At 47.4% G+C, this 16,912-nt stretch carries 18 protein-coding genes and 1 tRNA gene; 8 read left to right on the top strand and 11 right to left on the bottom strand.

Annotated elements, in window-relative coordinates; genetic code table 11:
* Positions 1-27: 27 nt before the first annotated feature.
* Positions 28-375, top strand: coding sequence for a hypothetical protein (locus K7H08_RS01035; RefSeq protein WP_231656974.1), 348 nt, complete (start codon positions 28-30; stop codon positions 373-375).
* A gap of 27 nt (positions 376-402) precedes the next feature.
* Here the strand turns inward: K7H08_RS01035 and K7H08_RS01030 are convergent, their stop codons facing one another.
* The 6 genes from K7H08_RS01030 to pilB are packed head-to-tail and all read right to left on the bottom strand — an operon-like array spanning position 403 to position 6,091.
* Complete coding sequence (locus K7H08_RS01030; protein WP_231656973.1) at positions 403-1,275, bottom strand: DNA replication terminus site-binding protein; 873 nt, start codon at positions 1,273-1,275, stop codon at positions 403-405.
* Positions 1,276-1,288: 13 nt separating this feature from the next.
* Positions 1,289-1,522: a DNA gyrase inhibitor YacG gene (gene yacG / locus K7H08_RS01025; RefSeq protein WP_083004574.1), complete on the bottom strand. Its 234-nt coding sequence runs from the start codon at positions 1,520-1,522 to the stop codon at positions 1,289-1,291.
* Positions 1,523-1,561: 39 nt separating this feature from the next.
* Positions 1,562-2,158: a dephospho-CoA kinase gene (coaE, locus tag K7H08_RS01020; protein WP_231656972.1), complete on the bottom strand. Its 597-nt coding sequence runs from the start codon at positions 2,156-2,158 to the stop codon at positions 1,562-1,564.
* Positions 2,159-2,199: 41 nt separating this feature from the next.
* Positions 2,200-3,045: a prepilin peptidase gene (locus K7H08_RS01015; protein WP_231656971.1), complete on the bottom strand. Its 846-nt coding sequence runs from the start codon at positions 3,043-3,045 to the stop codon at positions 2,200-2,202.
* 55 nt (positions 3,046-3,100) lie between these two features.
* Positions 3,101-4,330, bottom strand: a complete 1,230-nt coding sequence (locus K7H08_RS01010; RefSeq protein ID WP_231656970.1) for a type II secretion system F family protein — start codon at positions 4,328-4,330, stop codon at positions 3,101-3,103.
* A 6-nt stretch (positions 4,331-4,336) separates the two neighbouring features.
* A complete protein-coding gene (gene pilB, locus K7H08_RS01005) occupies positions 4,337-6,091 on the bottom strand; it encodes a type IV-A pilus assembly ATPase PilB (RefSeq protein WP_231656969.1) in 1,755 nt (584 codons plus the stop codon).
* 214 nt (positions 6,092-6,305) lie between these two features.
* Between pilB and K7H08_RS18340 the strand changes: the two genes are divergently transcribed.
* From K7H08_RS18340 to K7H08_RS00985, 4 genes are all read left to right on the top strand, one after another.
* Positions 6,306-6,701, top strand: a complete 396-nt coding sequence (locus K7H08_RS18340) for a prepilin-type N-terminal cleavage/methylation domain-containing protein (protein WP_269438750.1) — start codon at positions 6,306-6,308, stop codon at positions 6,699-6,701.
* A gap of 163 nt (positions 6,702-6,864) precedes the next feature.
* Positions 6,865-7,320, top strand: coding sequence for an anti-virulence regulator CigR family protein (locus K7H08_RS00995; RefSeq protein WP_198349682.1), 456 nt, complete (start codon positions 6,865-6,867; stop codon positions 7,318-7,320).
* A 94-nt stretch (positions 7,321-7,414) separates the two neighbouring features.
* Entirely contained in the window at positions 7,415-8,224 is an 810-nt protein-coding gene (locus tag K7H08_RS00990) for an inositol monophosphatase family protein (protein WP_231656968.1), read from the top strand.
* 126 nt (positions 8,225-8,350) lie between these two features.
* A tRNA-Pro gene (locus K7H08_RS00985) sits at positions 8,351-8,427 on the top strand.
* A gap of 142 nt (positions 8,428-8,569) precedes the next feature.
* Here the strand turns inward: K7H08_RS00985 and K7H08_RS00980 are convergent.
* Both K7H08_RS00980 and K7H08_RS00975 read right to left on the bottom strand, forming a co-directional pair.
* Positions 8,570-9,322, bottom strand: a complete 753-nt coding sequence (locus tag K7H08_RS00980) for a VIT1/CCC1 transporter family protein (protein WP_231656967.1) — start codon at positions 9,320-9,322, stop codon at positions 8,570-8,572.
* Positions 9,323-9,400: 78 nt separating this feature from the next.
* On the bottom strand, positions 9,401-9,760 hold the full coding sequence (locus K7H08_RS00975; protein WP_231656966.1) for a hypothetical protein: 360 nt from the start codon (positions 9,758-9,760) through the stop codon (positions 9,401-9,403).
* 378 nt (positions 9,761-10,138) lie between these two features.
* Between K7H08_RS00975 and K7H08_RS00970 the strand changes: the two genes are divergently transcribed.
* Both K7H08_RS00970 and K7H08_RS00965 read left to right on the top strand, forming a co-directional pair.
* Entirely contained in the window at positions 10,139-10,654 is a 516-nt protein-coding gene (locus K7H08_RS00970) for a hypothetical protein (RefSeq protein WP_231656965.1), read from the top strand.
* Positions 10,655-10,688: 34 nt separating this feature from the next.
* Positions 10,689-11,690: a GGDEF domain-containing protein gene (locus tag K7H08_RS00965; RefSeq protein WP_231656964.1), complete on the top strand. Its 1,002-nt coding sequence runs from the start codon at positions 10,689-10,691 to the stop codon at positions 11,688-11,690.
* 43 nt (positions 11,691-11,733) lie between these two features.
* On the opposite strand, the gene K7H08_RS00960 is transcribed toward K7H08_RS00965, so the two are convergent.
* Entirely contained in the window at positions 11,734-12,423 is a 690-nt protein-coding gene (locus K7H08_RS00960; RefSeq protein ID WP_231656963.1) for a Crp/Fnr family transcriptional regulator, read from the bottom strand.
* A gap of 570 nt (positions 12,424-12,993) precedes the next feature.
* Here K7H08_RS00960 and K7H08_RS00955 point away from each other — a divergent pair.
* Positions 12,994-15,723, top strand: a complete 2,730-nt coding sequence (locus K7H08_RS00955) for an HAD-IC family P-type ATPase (protein WP_231656962.1) — start codon at positions 12,994-12,996, stop codon at positions 15,721-15,723.
* Positions 15,724-15,815: 92 nt separating this feature from the next.
* On the opposite strand, the gene K7H08_RS00950 is transcribed toward K7H08_RS00955, so the two are convergent.
* Positions 15,816-16,016, bottom strand: a complete 201-nt coding sequence (locus K7H08_RS00950; RefSeq protein ID WP_038484450.1) for a hypothetical protein — start codon at positions 16,014-16,016, stop codon at positions 15,816-15,818.
* A 124-nt stretch (positions 16,017-16,140) separates the two neighbouring features.
* Positions 16,141-16,866, bottom strand: a complete 726-nt coding sequence (locus K7H08_RS00945; RefSeq protein ID WP_231656961.1) for a TSUP family transporter — start codon at positions 16,864-16,866, stop codon at positions 16,141-16,143.
* Positions 16,867-16,912 lie beyond the last annotated feature (46 nt).

Raw genomic sequence — 16,912 nt, 5'->3', positions numbered from 1 at the left:
TTCAAGTAAGGTGTAAATGAAACATCGATGAAATATCAAAAAGTTCAAAAACAGCTAGATGAGCGTGAAAAGCTACGCAAGTTTCGTGAGCTGGATGATGCCTTCGCGCAGGCGCTGCGCCAGTTAGAAGATCCTAACAGCGATTTCAATATTCCAACGGGACCGCCAGTACGTTCAATTGCGGCGTTGGAGGCTGACGACCAAGCAGCAGATGAAGCGGCACACTCAAATGAGCAAGAGCGTCTGTTTGATCAACGCTTAAAAGCTCTGATTGGCGAATATGATTTATCGGAGCGAGATGTAAGCGAGGTCATACACGCGCTGCTGGAGTCTAAGCGGTGGAAGCTTGATGACGTGCCAGTAGCGGGTAAATAATACGACGTTATGAGGTGAGGTAGCTCGCTAGCGATATCGATAGATGCGTAAGCTAGGTAAATATACGTCATCTTCTAGTTTTTCGTCGCGCCGCTTAGCTCTTGTGCGAGTCGTTGGAGGCGTTTCTGCTGGGGCTTTGAGATGTGGTAATCGTCCTTCATTTGCAGGCACAATTAGCGGCATTGCAATATTAAGTGCTCGTCGCGTGTGTCCATCCGCAAGCGGTTCGACAAAAAACAGATTTGCGCGCATTAAAGGGGCTTGGGTTTGCACCTGCGCCAATATTTCTCCACTTGGAATGCTGGCGAGCTTGCGTAGTTGTATGCGGATATGTGGTGCATCACTGTCTAGCTGTAATAATTTTTGCTCAGCCTCTTGAACACTAACGCGTTTGATTGAGCGACCGCTGCTATACCACGCTAGCCTAACTCTAGACACCGGCGCAGGGGCAATGGGGAGTTGTCGCCAGCACTGTTTTAGATGGAGTCTTGCAAATCCGCTTTTACGCAGTATGTCGTCGATATGGGGATGACGGTTTGGTAAACGAGACTTAGCGTCGCTCAACGCGTTTGGATGAGACTGCTTAATGCGCGCGAGTAAGTCGCTGATATTTGCCTTTGCGTAGTTAATTTGATGACACGCTGCTAATAAATCATCGTTAGCGGCGATGACTGCGATGTAGTTACGCGTTTCGCGGCCATCCTGTCCCTGCTGATGCCACATGTCCAGCAGTGCATCCCGCAACCAAATAGGCTCGCTAACGTCATGATGAAACCGCCAAGTAGGTGGTGGGTTAAATTCGTATAGCGCTGCAGCCCGCTCAATGGTGGCTACCAGTTGATCAAAGTGGGCATCAAGCTCATGCAGTAGATGATATAGAGGCAGCGTGGCGTCAGTCATGTTGGGCGAGCCTTTAAGAAAGAGGTGCGTCTCTATCTGCTTGAGCAAGCAGGGTATCTAAGTCTGCCTCATCCATGGCGGATTCACCTGCAATGCGATGCGACTCTTCCGCCCAAGCGCCCAAATCAAGCAGTTGGCAACGTTTGCTACAAAAAGGGCGATAAGTACTTTCTGGCCCCCAGATAACTTTCTTGCCACATTGGGGGCAAGCAACCTCTAGCGGTGAATCATTTGCCGGTGTGGGCATGACAAACTCCTGTTTCAAAAGTGCGTCTCAAGTACGTCGTTAAGTGCACTCGGCGCGATAACGACGATCCAGTTGGATGACCTGGCGCATCATATTCGCATGGTCACCACTGTTGTCGATGACATCATTGCCTTTAGCAAGGCGTTCTTCGCGTGGAAGTTGGGCGGCGAGGATAGCACGCACCTGGGATTCACTCACCCCATCCCGGGCAAGTGTGCGTGATAATTGCAGCGATTCGGGCACATCGATGACTAACGTACGATTGACCAGCTTATCTTGACCAGACTCAAAAAGCAGAGGAGACACTAATAATACATAAGGCGACTGCGCCTGCAGACGGTCCAGATGCAAAAGAAGGCGTTCGCGTACCTTGGGATGAGTGACAGACTCTAACCACTGCCGTTGTGCAGGATCTTCAAAAATGATGGTACGCAGTGCTGATCTATTCAGTGTTCCGTCGGAGTTCAATACGTCTGTGCCAAAGTGTTCGGCAATAGCAGCTAGTGTGGGTTCGCCAACGGCAACGACTTCTCTAGCGACATCATCGGCATCTACCCAGCCAATCCCCAGTTCTCCAAACGCACGGGCAACAGTAGACTTTCCCGAACCTATACCACCTGTCAGTCCAATGATCATGCATGCTCCCCAAAAAAATTGAATTAAAACCGACATTAGGCTTAATACAGCAACGACGTATAGAGTGTCATTAACTCGTTGCCTACAAGTAGGCAAATCCAGCCCGCCAGCGCAAGAAAGGGACCAAAGGGGAGAGGTTGGCCACGTAACTGGGGAGAAATAGCTTGAGCGGCTAATCCTATGATTGCGCCAATACCCGCAGATAAAATAATCAGTAGCGGCAACATGCTCCAACCCACCCAAGCGCCAAGGGCAGCGAGTAACTTGAAATCCCCAAATCCCATGCCTTCTTTGCCTGTTATGAGCTTAAATAGCCAGTAAAAGCTCCATAACACAACATAGCCCGCCATTGCGCCGATAACAGCGCCAGGGAGCAGCAGAGGCTGAAAGAGCAATTGGTAAGCTAAGCCAGCCCATAACAACGGTAGGGTCAACATATCAGGGAGTAAATAGGTACGAAAGTCGATCACTGCCAAAGCCAGTAGCGTTATACAAGCACCATAGATAAACATTGCGCTTAGCGTCGGGCCATGCAAGGCCACAACCACGATTGCAAGTAGTCCGCCCATCAGCTCTACGAATGGATACTGTACATTGATGGAGGTTTGGCAATGAGCGCATTTCCCCCTTCTTTTTAGCCAGCCTATTAAGGGTAGGTTATTGTGCCAAGCAATTGGGTGTTCGCAGCGTGGACACATTGACCTTGGAGTAGCAAGGTTAAAGCGGGGGGATGTTTCTTCGGCCAGCTCAAGGGAGGCACGTGCTTCATTGCGCCAGCGGCGCATCAGCATAACGGGTAAACGGGTGATGACAACGTTAAGAAAACTGCCAAAGCAGAGGCCGATTAGTAAAGCAAAAAAGAGGTAAAAGCTTGGTGATAAACCCATGGTATTCCAATTGTTGGGGAAGTGCTTGTTGAGGAAGTGCGTATGAACGGTTTATTTATAGTGCGGTGCCAATTTCAAAAATAGGCAAATACATGGAGACTACAACGCCGCCCACTAGCGCGCCAAGGACAACGATAATAATCGGTTCCATTAACGAGGTCAGGGCGTCTACTTTATTATCCACTTCTTCTTCGTAGTAATCGGCTACTCGGTTAAGCATCGCATCCAGTGAGCCGGCTTCCTCACCAATACTCACCATTTGAACTGCCAGCGCTGGAAAGCGGTTGGTCATACGCATGGCGAAATGCAGCTGTTGTCCGGTAGTTACATCTTGGCGCACTTCATTAATAGCTCTGATGTACACGCGATTATCCGCGGCACCTGCGGCAGTTTCGAGCCCCTCAATTAGTGGCACGCCAGAAGTAAAGGTAGTCGCTAAAGTGCGTGTAAATCGTGAGACAGCCGATTTGTGTAAAATATCGCCAAGGATAGGCAGGTGAAGCATCAGGCTGTCTAACCGATAAGCGACGCGTGGTGAGCGTCGCGCTGCAGTTTTCAGCAGCATGATACTGCCGATTAGTGAACCCGTTGCTTGTAACCAGTACTTTTGGGCCATGTCCGATAAGTTAACCGTAAACTGAGTGAGCGCTGGCAGTTCTGCGCCAAAACCTTGAAACATACTCTCAAATTCAGGCACGACTTTGATGAGTAGCAGCATGGTAACGGCAATACCAATGATCATCACCGCAGTGGGGTACCAGAGTGCTTTTTTGACACGATTTTTGAGTGATTCAACTTTCTCTTTATAACTGGCTACCCGCTCCAGCATCTGGTCAAGCGCACCAGCCTGCTCTCCTGCGTCGACTAGGCTAACAAACAGGTGGTCAAACTGTTTGGGGTGTTTTGCCATGGCGCTGGAAAGGCTATCGCCCGAAGATACGTCTTCCATGATTTGCTGGGTTAGTGCTACCATGGCGGGTTTTTTTAGGCTTTCAGAAACGGCTTGTAATGCCTGAAGAATAGGGATACCTGCTCGCACCATGGTGGCCATTTGCCGTGCAAAAATCATGATGTCGACGTTGGTTACCTTGCTGCGACCACTAAAGCTGCTGCGTTTTTGGACTTTTGTGGCGACAATACGCTGCTTAGCCAGTTGTTCAATGATTTCGGGCTTGGTGCGGCCAATCAGCTCGCCTCGCATAGCTCGGTCTTGTGGCCCTTTGCCTTCCCACTTCCAGCGGTGTAGCGGCGTTGGCTTTGTGCGATATGCTTTAGCGTTGGCCATGGCGCGTTACTCCTTACTGATGCGGTTAACTTCTTCCAGACTAGTGCTGCCATCCAGCACACGATGTAGGCAACGCTGATAAAGGCTAGGGTAACCTTCGCGGCGCGCTTGTTGGTCGATATCCAGCGCATCGCCATCGCGCATAATCAGCTGGCGCATGGCATCAGTAATAGACACCACTTCATAGATACCAATACGACCTTTATAGCCCTGTGTGCACTGTTTACAGCCGACCGCTGAATAAATCGTGCCGTTGCGAATATCCTGTTGGCTAAAGCCAGCCTGATGCAGCGCTTCGGCAGGAATCTTTGCAGGTGTTTTGCATAGGTTGCATAGCTTGCGTGCCAAGCGCTGGGCAATAATCAAGCTAACTGAGCTTGCGATGTTATACGATGCGATGCCCATATTCGCTAATCGGGTTAGCGTTTCAGCGGCGGAGTTAGTGTGTACGGTAGATAGCACTAAGTGACCTGTTTGGGCTGCTTTTACGGCAATTTCGGCGGTTTCCAAGTCGCGAATTTCGCCCACCATGACAACATCAGGGTCTTGGCGTAAAAAGGCGCGCAGAGCGCTGGCGAAGTTCAGACCGATTTTAGGGAGAACGTTCACCTGATTGACCCCCGGCACTTTAATTTCTACCGGGTCCTCGGCGGTGCAGATATTGCGCTCAATTTGGTTAAGAATGTTGATGCCGGTATAAAGCGTCACTGTTTTACCGCTCCCCGTAGGCCCGGTAACCAGAATCATTCCTTGAGGCTTCTTAAGCGCGTGTTCATAAACGGCCTGCTGTTCAGGGCTAAAGCCTAGCTGCTCGATAGCGAGTTGAGCAGAGGCAGGATCTAGCAAACGCAGTACTATTTTTTCACCAAACACAGTGGGCAGTGAGTTCACTCGAAAATCAATTGAGCGTGTGCGTGAAAGCTGCAGCTTGATTGCACCATCCTGAGGCAGGCGCCGCTCAGAGATATCCAACCGAGACATGATTTTTACACGTGCCGCGATGCGGTGCCGCAGCGCAAAAGGTGGGCGAGCAATTTCAAGCAGCATGCCATCAATACGAAAGCGCACCCGGTACTGGGTTTCATAGGGCTCAAAGTGAATATCGGAAGCGCCGCGACTGATAGCATCTAGCAGTATTTTATTGACGAATTTAACGACGGGGGCATCTTCGCTATCTGTTACTGCCTTGTCTAATGTCGCCTCATCTTCGTCAAGCTGAACAATACTCAACGCGCTGACCGCATCATCTACATTTTCCAGTTCATCTAGCATGCTGCGCTCATTTTGCGCTAGATACTGCGTTAGAGTGTTTTTAAGTTGATCAGCGGGAGCCAGTACTCCATCTACACTTAGCCCGGTAGCAAATTGAAGTTCATTCAGTTGGGTTAGCGTAGCGGGGTAGGGTACAGCGACAGTAAGGCGGTGCCCGTGGCGTGCCAGGGGAAGAACATCTAGACGCTCTAATATTTTAACGGGGTAGTCGCTGGCGGGTGGTAGCGCGTTTATACGAATGGCATCTAGGTCAACGACCGGTAAACCATACTCCCAAGCAGCGGCCAGCGCTGCTGCGCCTGATTCTACTAGCCCACTATCGACCACGTGCTGTAACAGCGACACGTCAAGCTCTGTTGCTGTGCTTTCCGCGACATTCGCCTGGGCTTCGGTCAGCACGCCATGTTCTATCAGCCGTTTAGCGATACCGTGCAGGCCGCTATGCATGGCCGCCTTGCTCAGCGCCGGCCTGGGGGTTAAATCGTTCATGGCTAAACTCAATCATGTTTATTTTATTTTTTGTGTTAAATATTAATTATTATTAATGGTCAACGGAAATGTAACGGTGAGCTTGCTATAGTTGGTTAAATATAGCATTGAGAAGCTGTTGGTGTTGTTAAATATTGTGGCATTGATTTGTTTAACACACTTTCGGTCTTCATGTTATTGAAGAGGAAGTTTAATAACACAAAGGAGAAGTGTTATGGATAAAAGATTTTTTAAAATAACTACAATTCACAAACAGAGTGGTTTTACTCTCATTGAACTGATGGTAGTCATTGCTATTATCGGCATCTTGGCTGCCATCGGCGTGCCCAAGTATGGAAGCTACTTGGACCGCTCAGAGGCTTCAGCATGTGTTGGAGAACTCAACTCATATCGAACACTTTCAATCGCGGAAGCGTCTCTCGGAGAGGGCGCGCCTGAATTCAGCTTTCAGTCATGTACTGAAAATACGGATGTCGAGGAGCTATTCACTGTATTTGCAGGCGCTGAAGATAACCAATCATTAGAAGCTATTGAAGTTTCAACTCAGGATCGTCAGGAAACTGTGTATGTATCTGGAAGCGGGATAATTTCTATGACTTCCGAGGAATAGTGTACAGCGCCTTAAAATCTAACCATTAGCTTTGGTCGTTGTGCCAGCTAATGGTTTTTTTGTATCTGCAGGCTTTTGCCCGTATTTTTAATATTGTTCAATCTTCACACTGCCTGCGCATTTGCTCTCTATACTCAATGCTCCTGGTCATAAGGAGCCGATAATGAAATCAATTTCTCTTAGCGCTTGCCTGTTAGTTTGCACCCTGTTGTGGCAAGTGGCGGCAGTCGCACAGCCAGCACACGCACCCGCCCATGGTGCTAGAGACAGCAGCCCACATTCCGAGCGCCAGCGTGGCGGGCAGGATATAGGCCGACATGAGCGTCGCCATCGCGACGAACGCGTTGTAGATCTTCCTCGTATCAACGAACGTGAACTGCTTCGTCTCTTGCGGCAATACGATGCGCCACGTGCCCAGCCATTGCCGCCGGGTATTCAGCGCAACTTAGAACGCGGTAAACCCCTTCCTCCGGGAATTGCAAAGCGCTTTGATGGTCCGTTGGCATCTCAGCTTCCCCAGTATCCCGGCTACGAATGGGAGCGCGTAGGGGCCGATGTCGTACTCATTGAGGCGGCTACCCGTATCGTTGTCGATGTGCTGGTGGATGCACTTCGTTAAGGATTGTTTCGCATGGCGTCATGGTAATGCCATGCGTCACCGCTTAAGCTGAGCTTATTTCAGGCAATGTGAAACCATCAAGTAAGGAGCGTTAATGACGGCTTACACCCTAGAAGAGCGGCTGGCGCTGGCAGTGCGTATTGCGGAGGAGGCAGGCGATATGATTCGCCGCGCCCGCGAACAGCAAGACTTCAGTCAACGTTTAAAAGCCGGCATTGAGCTGGTTACCGATGTTGATGTGGCAGTTGATACGCTAATTAGCCAGCGCCTGGAGGAGCATTTTCCTGGTGAAGCGAGGCTGAGTGAAGAACTAAGCCCTGAGCGTGCGCTGCATACCCCCGCCGAGCAGCTGTGGGTGGTAGATCCTATCGATGGAACCGTCAACTTTGCCCAAGGCCTGCGCCATGTGGCGGTGTCGATTGGCTGGATAGAGAACGGCATCGCTAAAGTAGGCGTTGTTCATGCACCTTTCTTGGGTGATACCTTCAGTGCCGCGCAAGGATTAGGTGCGTACTGCAATCAGCAACCAATCAAACCGAGTGACGCTGATACGCTTGAAAGCACTCTGGTGGCTACCGGTTTTCCCTACGATAAACAGGCTCGCAAACAGCTTCTACCACGTTTGGAAGCCGTGTTGGTGAACTGTCAGGATGTTCGTCGCAATGGCGCAGCTGCGATTGACCTCTGTGATGTCGCCTGCGGCCGATTAGACGCATATTACGAAAGCGTTTCACCATGGGACTTTGTCGCGGGTTGGGTCATTGCTCGTGAAGCAGGCGCGAAAGTAGGCCACTTAACTGAGGTACCTGACGGCGTGCCAGTTGACCTCTACCCAGAGCAACTGCTCGTCACAACGCCCAAGGTATATGATGCCATGGCATCGCTACTTAAGAGCATCGAGTAAGTGCAAGCGGCAACCAATTGAAAAGAAAGCGCAAAAAGAGCTTTTCATTTGGTTAAGAAAGCGCTAGTATACGCACCGTCTTGAGGCAAACGATGTTGGTTAACATTCGCTGCCAATCCAAGATATCGGAGTGTGGCGCAGCTTGGTAGCGCGTTGCAATGGGGTTGCAAAGGTCGCAGGTTCGAATCCTGTCACTCCGACCAAACAGATAAAACGGTCACTTAGCTATTACAGCGGTGGCCGTTTTTTGGTTTTAAGCTTAATTCTGGATTAGCAATCATTAGCATAAGTTGTGAAGCTTACTGACACACTATGATTATTAATAGCCAAGCAGGTCTTATAGGCCTAGCCTGCTAATAGACGCTGCGCGAGATAGCCTGTCGCAAAGGCGAGCCCGGCCGCGGCGGCACCCATGGTGAGAGTACGCAGGCCTGAGCGCCAAGCCGGTAGGCCGTAGACGGCGCTCTTGAGCATGCCAATAGCGAGAAATACGCCGCAAGCCAGCCCTAGACTGGCTAGAAACTGCGTCGTGGTTGCTATGCTAGGTATCGTATACGGAAGTAACGGTAGAGCGCCTACGATCAAAAAAGCACTAAAGGTAACTAACGCTGCTCGAAGAGGGTTAAGTCCAACAGATGAAAGCCCATGCTCTTCTTGTAACATAGTAGTCACCCATCTATCTGGTTCACGACATAGTGTTTCCACTACTTGTTCAAGTAGTTCTCCTTCGAAACCTTTAGCGTGAAAAAGTTGGCGAATCTCTTCGCGTTCGCCCTCAGGCACTAGGTCAATATGTTGCCGTTCGATACGCTCAGTACTGGCGATCTGAGCAAGCTGGGCCTGCCCGGCTTCGTAATTGCTTACTGCCATGCTGAAGCCGTCAGCGAGTAAGTTGGCGAAACCGAGTACAAGCGCCACCTGTGGTGAAAAACCTGCTCCAAATGCTCCTGATACAACCGCAAAAGTCGTCACGCAACCATCGATACCGCCGAGCACAGCATCGGGAAGCGTTGATGCTTTTACTGGAGTCGCTAGCCGTTTACGCACTGCATCAGGGTGATGGTCGCTAAGTAGACTTTCACGGCTTGGGGTTGGCATATCAAGGCCTCGTACTTCCCTGGGGTAAGAGGGCCGTTGAATAATTGCTCACAGCCCTCAGGTTAGTCTAGCCACAGCTTACAGCTCACTCCATATCCGCTCGCGTATGTCTTCACTGAGTTCTGATACTTTGCGCATGCGGTTGAACGTTGCTTCTGTCATATCTTCTGCAGTGTTGTGGTAGCAAATTGCCATTGATGAGAGGGTTTGAGGCCCTTTAAAGCCGAGCATGCAGCAGGTTAGCTTGCTGTAGATTGGAGTCACCGCTGAAATAAAATCCAGTTCATGACGAAGTGCTTCATTGGCTGCTGCTAGCCAGATACGTTGTAGCTTGGCGGCCGAATGTGTGGTTTCCACCCAAGGCTGATACCAAAGCACCAGCATAGACTCGCTGCTGATAGACTTTGCTGCCAGATTGGGAAACAGTAACGTTGTCATTGTATTGGTTCCTCATGTGCCGTTTGAAATAGCATAGCCGTGCTTGGCATGGAGTTTGTTATTAATCGCGATTCATTTGACGCTGGTCATATTTTTTATTGACTGCAACAGTGTGATAATTCGATGTTATATTTTAAACGCCTGTTTTTATTGATAAATAAATTAGTACTTTTGTTTTTCATTAGATATTGTTTATTTAAATGCTTAATTTGGATGAGTGAAAGCTAGTGCTAAAATATGATTCGTACTGTTATTGATGTCCTGTCTTCACGTTTTTTAATAAAGTTGACAAATGTCATAGAAGATAAAGTTTGTTTCGAACTAAGATGGCGTTGTTCATAGTTCTATATACATTTAGCGCACAAAGAGAAACACGACATGGACAAGATTGCATTTCCTAATTTCCTACCATACGAGCAGCTCGATTTAGCGAATTCACATGAATCAATAGAGCTTAATCGATATAGATGGTTGTCGCTTAGCTTTCTTACGGTTGACTCTTCTGTCAGCCGTTTAATGAGCTCAATTGGATTAGAGTGTGTACACCGTCTTAGTAAGCTGCATGAGGCTGCCTTGCAGTTAGGGCTAGGTGATTGTGTGAGTGATTCTTCCACTTGGAAGCTCCCAAGCTTTTATAGAAATAACAGTCAACACTTCTTTGTCATAGATAAATGTATGGGGCAGCATTTACTTGAGTACGCTGAAGAGTCTGCTAGCGAGACTTGTGTTTTTTTTAATTACCTGTTGGAAACAAATTCTACCCCTGAACTGCATAAGACATTGTGGGATTGCGTTAAGCAAAAAAACAATGAGTTGAAGATAATTAAAAAATACAAAGAATGTTGGAAATCTGACTCATTAGCACTGAATGCCACCATATTAAATAAAATATAAGTTAATAAGTTTGTTTTTTATGAAGGGGGAGGTCATGTTTTCATTTTGGAGTGCGTTAAGAAATATAAATCAGATTGGTAGTAATGCTTTTATAATAATGGAGGATATGTTTGGTTTTTTTTATAGACAAATGTTTTACGTAAAAATTTTTGGTAAAAATAAATTTATCATAATAGCAATAGACCCGTCTAAAAATGAAAAGTTAAGTTGCGAAGTTGAATGTGAAAGTAAGCATCTTGGCCAGTTGTTTTCAAAACCGGTTAGTGAAGAAGTAGTAGCAAGCTGTGCTCAATGTATAGAGGAGTGTACATCTGTTTGTTATGAACCGCCTGTTAAAAATATTTATGAGAAAAACCTGGAGGGAGGGAATCAGCTAATTTTATTACCAATTTCTGATGCACAGGGTTCCCTGTCACATTTGCTTGGAATTATCTACGAAAAGAATCTGAAAAATACAGTAAATGAGCTAAATAAATATATTGAAAATGAAGTGGATAGGAAAGTCAAGGAGCAGACTGCTAAATTAATGGCCACTAACGAGGAGCTTTTTTATCTAGCCAACCATGACTTTCTCACTGGCACATATAATCGCCGTTATCTTTTAGAGTTGGCTAGTGCTGAATTTAAGCGTGTTCGCCGGTATGGACTATCTCTATGCCTAATGATGCTCGATCTTGATCATTTTAAGGCAATTAATGATAGCCAGGGTCACCCTGTTGGAGACAAAGCACTTAAAGAAGTCGCAAAAACTCTCCTTGAAACAGTACGGGATTGTGACTATGTAGGTCGATATGGTGGTGACGAATTTATAATTGTATTACCAGAAACAGATGTTTCCGATGCTATGCTAATAGCCGAGCGATTGAGAGAGGCTTTAAATAGCGTTAAACTTACTATAAGTATTGGTGTTGCTAAGCTAGAGCGCGATGATGTGCATATTGAAACACTAATTCATCGTGCTGACCATTTGCTTCTGAAAGCCAAACGTAGCGGGCGTAATAGAATTGAGTCAATTGCAGTCAAGCATTCAGCTTAATTTTGGTCTTTTTTATATACTTTGACGTGTTAGTTGACGTTGACTATGCTTTTTCGGCTATGTCAGCTAATCCTCTAGGGTTTAATATCAAATACTCGTGGCCATTAGCCTCAAGTAGCCCTTCGTTTTCGAAGCGACTAACAATGCGGCTAACTGTTTCTGAAGCCATGCATAGATAATTTGCTATGTCTTGCCTCGACATGGGTAGCCTGAAAGAGTTAGGAGAATATCCTTGTTCACGAAATTTACTAGACATAGTAATGAAAAAATACGCTAATCTAGAGTCTGATGACTGACTTAGTGTATGCCACAAGCGAGTGTGTTCATTACGCATCGTCTTACTTAAAATTTTTAATAACTGAATATGACTTGTCTTTGTTATTGGGAGATCTTCTATTTTTTTGAATTTTATTAATGATAGACCACATGTTTCTATCGATGTGACAGAGCCATTATAATGTCCTTCACAAATTGAATCTAATCCTATCAGATCCCCTGGGAAGAAAAAAGATGTAATTATTTCATTCTCCGACGATTTTTTTAATTGGCTTTTTTTTAATAGTCCACTGTGGACAAGATATAAGCCTTTGAATTTTTCACCGTCTATTATCAGTGTTGTTTTTTTACGTAGTGTAAATAAAGGTTGAGAGAACGTTAGAAGTACCTCTAGCTCACTAAATGAAGGTGAAGCAAAAATGCTTTTATTGTGTGAAGAAGTAAAAGATGTATTCATGTTGGTAACCCCCCCCCCCCTTTTTTTTGTGAAAATATATTATTATATTGTAAATTGTTTTTGCAGGCTTGCTGGATTTTTTTAATATAAGTTAAAATAATTAATTAGGTTTTTGATTTTTAATTATATAGGTAATATATTTTTAGGATTATTTTTTAATTTTATATTATTTTTTTAATATTTCAATATTTTGACCATTTCCTTTAGATTAATAGGAATTTTTATTATTTGTTAGCTAAGCATGAAATATTGTTTAGCCATGTGATTTTTAATTTTTTTCTACTATAGATATGTTTTTTTCATAAATGTTGTGTAAGGCAATTTGCGAATCCGAGCTGATAACTAATCGCGTAGCATTATTTTCGATGTAGCAACATATTGATTGGCGAAAATAAATCAAAAAAACGTTACATTGAAAATATCTAATTTAAGGCACCGAAAATTGTTAGTTTAGCTAGATTGGCATCTTTTTGCGTTGCATCATCCTCTTGTTAGTTTATAGATACTAGTAGTGTTGCGGCGCAACAACCTGCGGTAAGCTGACCGTATAGTTAACAAGGGAGCTTATGGATGGAAAACCCTCAAATACCGGTGAAGCCTTCTCGAAAGTGGCATTGTGCCTCGATAGATCAAGCGCTGGCGTGGCAGGCCACTACTGCCGATGGCCTATCTACTGCAGAGGCTCTAGTGCGTATAGAGCGCTACGGGCCGAATCGTCTTCAGCAGGCTCAGGGACGTCCTTGGTATCGGCGTTTATTGGATCAGCTCAATAATATTTTAATTCTTATACTGCTGGTTGCTGCTATTGCCAGTTTCCTGCTTGGACACGTCATTGATGCGGCGGCCATTGTGGGGGTGGTAGCCGTGATTGCGCTGATTGGTTTTATCCAGGAAGGAAAAGCTGAGCAAGCGCTTGATAGCATCCGCAATATGCTTTCTCCCCAGGCCAATGTCATACGTGACGGGAAGCGCACTACCATTCCTGCCGAAGCGTTAGTGCCAGGGGACATCGTGCTGGTAGAGAGTGGTGACCGGATACCTGCGGACGTGCGACTGATTGAAGCGCGGCGTTTTCGCACCGACGAGGCGGCTTTAACTGGGGAGTCGGTTCCTGTGGAGAAGCAGTCGCACCCAGTGGGCGCAGATGTGGATCTTGCGGAGCGAAGCAGTATGGCGTTTGCCAGTACAATTGTGGTGCAAGGCAATGCCCGTGGTTTGGTCGTTGAGACGGGGCGTTACACTGAAATCGGCAAAATTTCTGAACTTCTGCGTGGTGTGGAAAAAATTAAAACGCCGTTGCTTCAGCAGCTTGATCGTGCGGGTAGGGTGCTGGCAATTTTTATTTTAGGTGCTGCCGCTATTACTGCGCTGTTAGGCACGCTTCTCCATGACCAGCCCGCTGCGGATATGTTTATGGCTGCTGTCGGTCTAGCGGTGGCCGCGATTCCTGAAGGTCTACCTGCCATTGTCACCATCGGGCTCGCGCTTGGCGTGCAAAGCATGGCGAAGCGTAACGCCATTATTCGTCGGCTTCCTGCAGTAGAAACGTTAGGCTCCATCTCGACTATTTTTTCCGATAAAACGGGCACATTGACGCGCAATGAAATGACGGCTCAAGCGGTATGGCTGGGTGACGAGCAGTTTCTCGTCGAGGGTATCGGTTTCACGCCCAAGGGGGCTTTTTATCGACTGCATGCCTGTGGTGAACAAGAAACAGAGTGTGTCGATATGGACAGTGCTCAAACGTTAAGCGATTTTTTATGTGCTGGCGTATTGTGTAACGATACTGAGCTGCATCAGCAGGCGGGACAGTATCAAATTTATGGTGACCCGACAGAGGGCGCGTTAGTAGTTGCCGGGGAAAAAGCAGGAATAAAAACGTCAGAGGTGCGCCTGCAGTTTCCGCGGGTAGATGCGATTCCTTTCGAGTCAGACTTTAAGTATATGGCCACTCTGCATGCAGGAGCTGATGGCCAGCGTGTCATCGTAAAGGGGGCGCCTGATCGTTTGATAGAAATGTGCGACAGCGTTGCTACCAAGCAAGGCACTGTCGCTATTGATCGTAATGAGTGGGAAAACCGTATTCACGAGCTTTCCTCGCGAGGTTTACGCGTACTAGCTATTGCGGATAAACCTGCCGCTGCAATCGATGAGCTTGATCATCACCATATTGAAGGTGGGTTGCGCTTACTGGGAATTATTGGCTTGCTGGACCCACCAAGAGAAGAGGCAATCGAGGCAGTTAAACGTTGCCAGCAAGCAGGTATTCGTCCCGTTATGATTACCGGTGATCATGCTTCGACAGCGCTGGCTATTGCTAAACAACTGGGTTTTGCGCAAACCCAGAAAGCGCTTACTGGGCGAGAAATTGAAGCGATGTCCGATCAGGCGTTAGAAAACATCATTCTTGAGATTGATGTCTTTGCTCGGGCGTCCCCTGAGCATAAGCTGCGCTTAGTAAAAGCGATGCAGGCGCGGGGCGGGGTTTGCTCCATGACTGGGGATGGCGTTAATGATGGGCCAGCCTTAAAACGTGCTGATGTCGGCGTTGCTATGGGAGTACAGGGGACTGAGGCGGCGAAAGATGCTTCTGAAATGGTACTGGCAGATGATAACTTCGCAACCATTGTCAGTGCTATTGAAGAAGGCCGCAAAGTCTACGATAACATCCGTAAAACGATCACCTTTATTCTGCCCACCAACGGTGCTCAAGGCTTGGCGATCATGCTAGCCGTACTATCCGGCTCGGTGCTACCGGTAACGCCGTTACAGGCATTATGGGTAAATATGGTGGTAGCGATTACGCTAGGTCTGGCATTAGCGTTTGAGACTGGGGAAAAAGACTTAATGGCGCGCCAGCCAAGAGATCCTAAAGCACCGCTGCTTGATCTGTTTTTATTATGGCGAGTGATTTTTGTGTCTGTGCTACTGCTTGTTGGCGTCTTCGGCATGTTCTCTTGGATACTCAACCAAGGGGGCAGCGAAGCGCTAGCGCGGGCAGGGGCGGTCAATATGCTGGTCACTGGCAGTGCCGCTTATTTAATCAATAGCCGCTTTTTAATTAATAGTACGCTGTCGTTTGCTGGCATTTTTGGCAGTCGGCCGGTATGGATCGCTATTATGATGGTGATGCTGCTGCAAATGGCGTTTACCTATCTACCCTTTATGCAGCTTATCTTCGGTAGCGAAGGGTTAAGCATTATGCATTGGCTAGCCATCATTTTAAGTAGCGGAATGATTTATCTGTTAATTGAGGCTGAGAAAATGGGCTGGCGTATACTCGAGGCTAAGCAGAAATAAGCCAATACCTATTTGTGAAAGATCAGCGCCACCTAGGGGGATAACAAATCATAGGTGGCGCTAATAATACTCACGTTAGCTTAGCACTCTATTTAGCCTTGTGAATGGTGATCCGCAAGTGCAGCTGCAATGGCTTCTTCCCATTGGCCAGCGGTAATTTCCCAGTGCGCCATTTCGTCCTGATCCGGCACACCTTCTGAGGCGGCATTTAGCTCTTCAGGGGAGTAGCGTTCAAAGCAGTGCTTGGCGAATGCTTTGGTTTTTCCATCCCGAAGCTGATCGATCATTTCCATGCTGTTTATCCTTTCCTTGGTGGTGGTTTTCACCTTGCCATTAACGCCTAGGCAAGGAGTTGCGACTGCGTCATCAGTGTAGCGGTTTGACACTCTTTCTGCTCAGTGAGGCGGTCGTCATGGTTTAAAGTGCAGCATCCACAATAATTTTGACTGCAATGCCTGTTAGCAACAGCATGATGAGATTATCAAACCAACGGTGCGGTAGGCGTTTGCCGAGCTGTGCGCCGATGGGCATGGCGGCGAGAATGACGAATAGCGCTATAAAGCTGTAAAGCGTGCGTTCCAGTGTGAGTATTTCCGCACTCAGCAGCGCGGGTATTTGCACGCAGGTGATGGCAACAAAAAACACAGAGATAGAGCCGATAAACACGCGTCGCTCCAACTGCATTGCGTTTAGAAACGTTACAGACGCGGGTGCTGACATACCCGCCGCGCCTTGCAGTACGCCAGCGAGCAAGCCAACAGGCAGCACGATGCGGTTGGCGGTCGCGAAAGGAAGAGCAAGCGTTCGCCTAGCTATTTTGATGACCAGATAGAGCACGATCGACGCGGCCACGCCGAGCGATAAAAGAGTGGGTGATAACACGACTAATCCCCATGTGCCCAACACAATGCCTAACCCACCTGATAAAGAGAAGGCAGCGAGAAAACGCAGTGGCAACAAATGATGCCGGTATTGCCAAACCTGTAAAACATTGCTGAACAAATTGGGGGCGATTAATACGGCAATGGCTAGCTTCACGTCGTAGAGCATGGTGAGAACAGGTACGACTATGACTGGCACGCCAGAACCGATGGCACCTTTGATGATGCCTGCTGCAATCAGCGTTAAAAGAGCAATAATCACGGTGAGTTTCCTGATGTATCAGGCGCAGCGTGGCTGGGTTGCGCCT

The organism is Halomonas sp. IOP_6 (assembly GCF_021151565.1).
Lineage (GTDB): Bacteria > Pseudomonadota > Gammaproteobacteria > Pseudomonadales > Halomonadaceae > Vreelandella > Vreelandella alkaliphila.
Note: the sequence above shows the minus strand (reverse complement) of the source record. Positions and strands in the feature narration are given on the sequence as shown.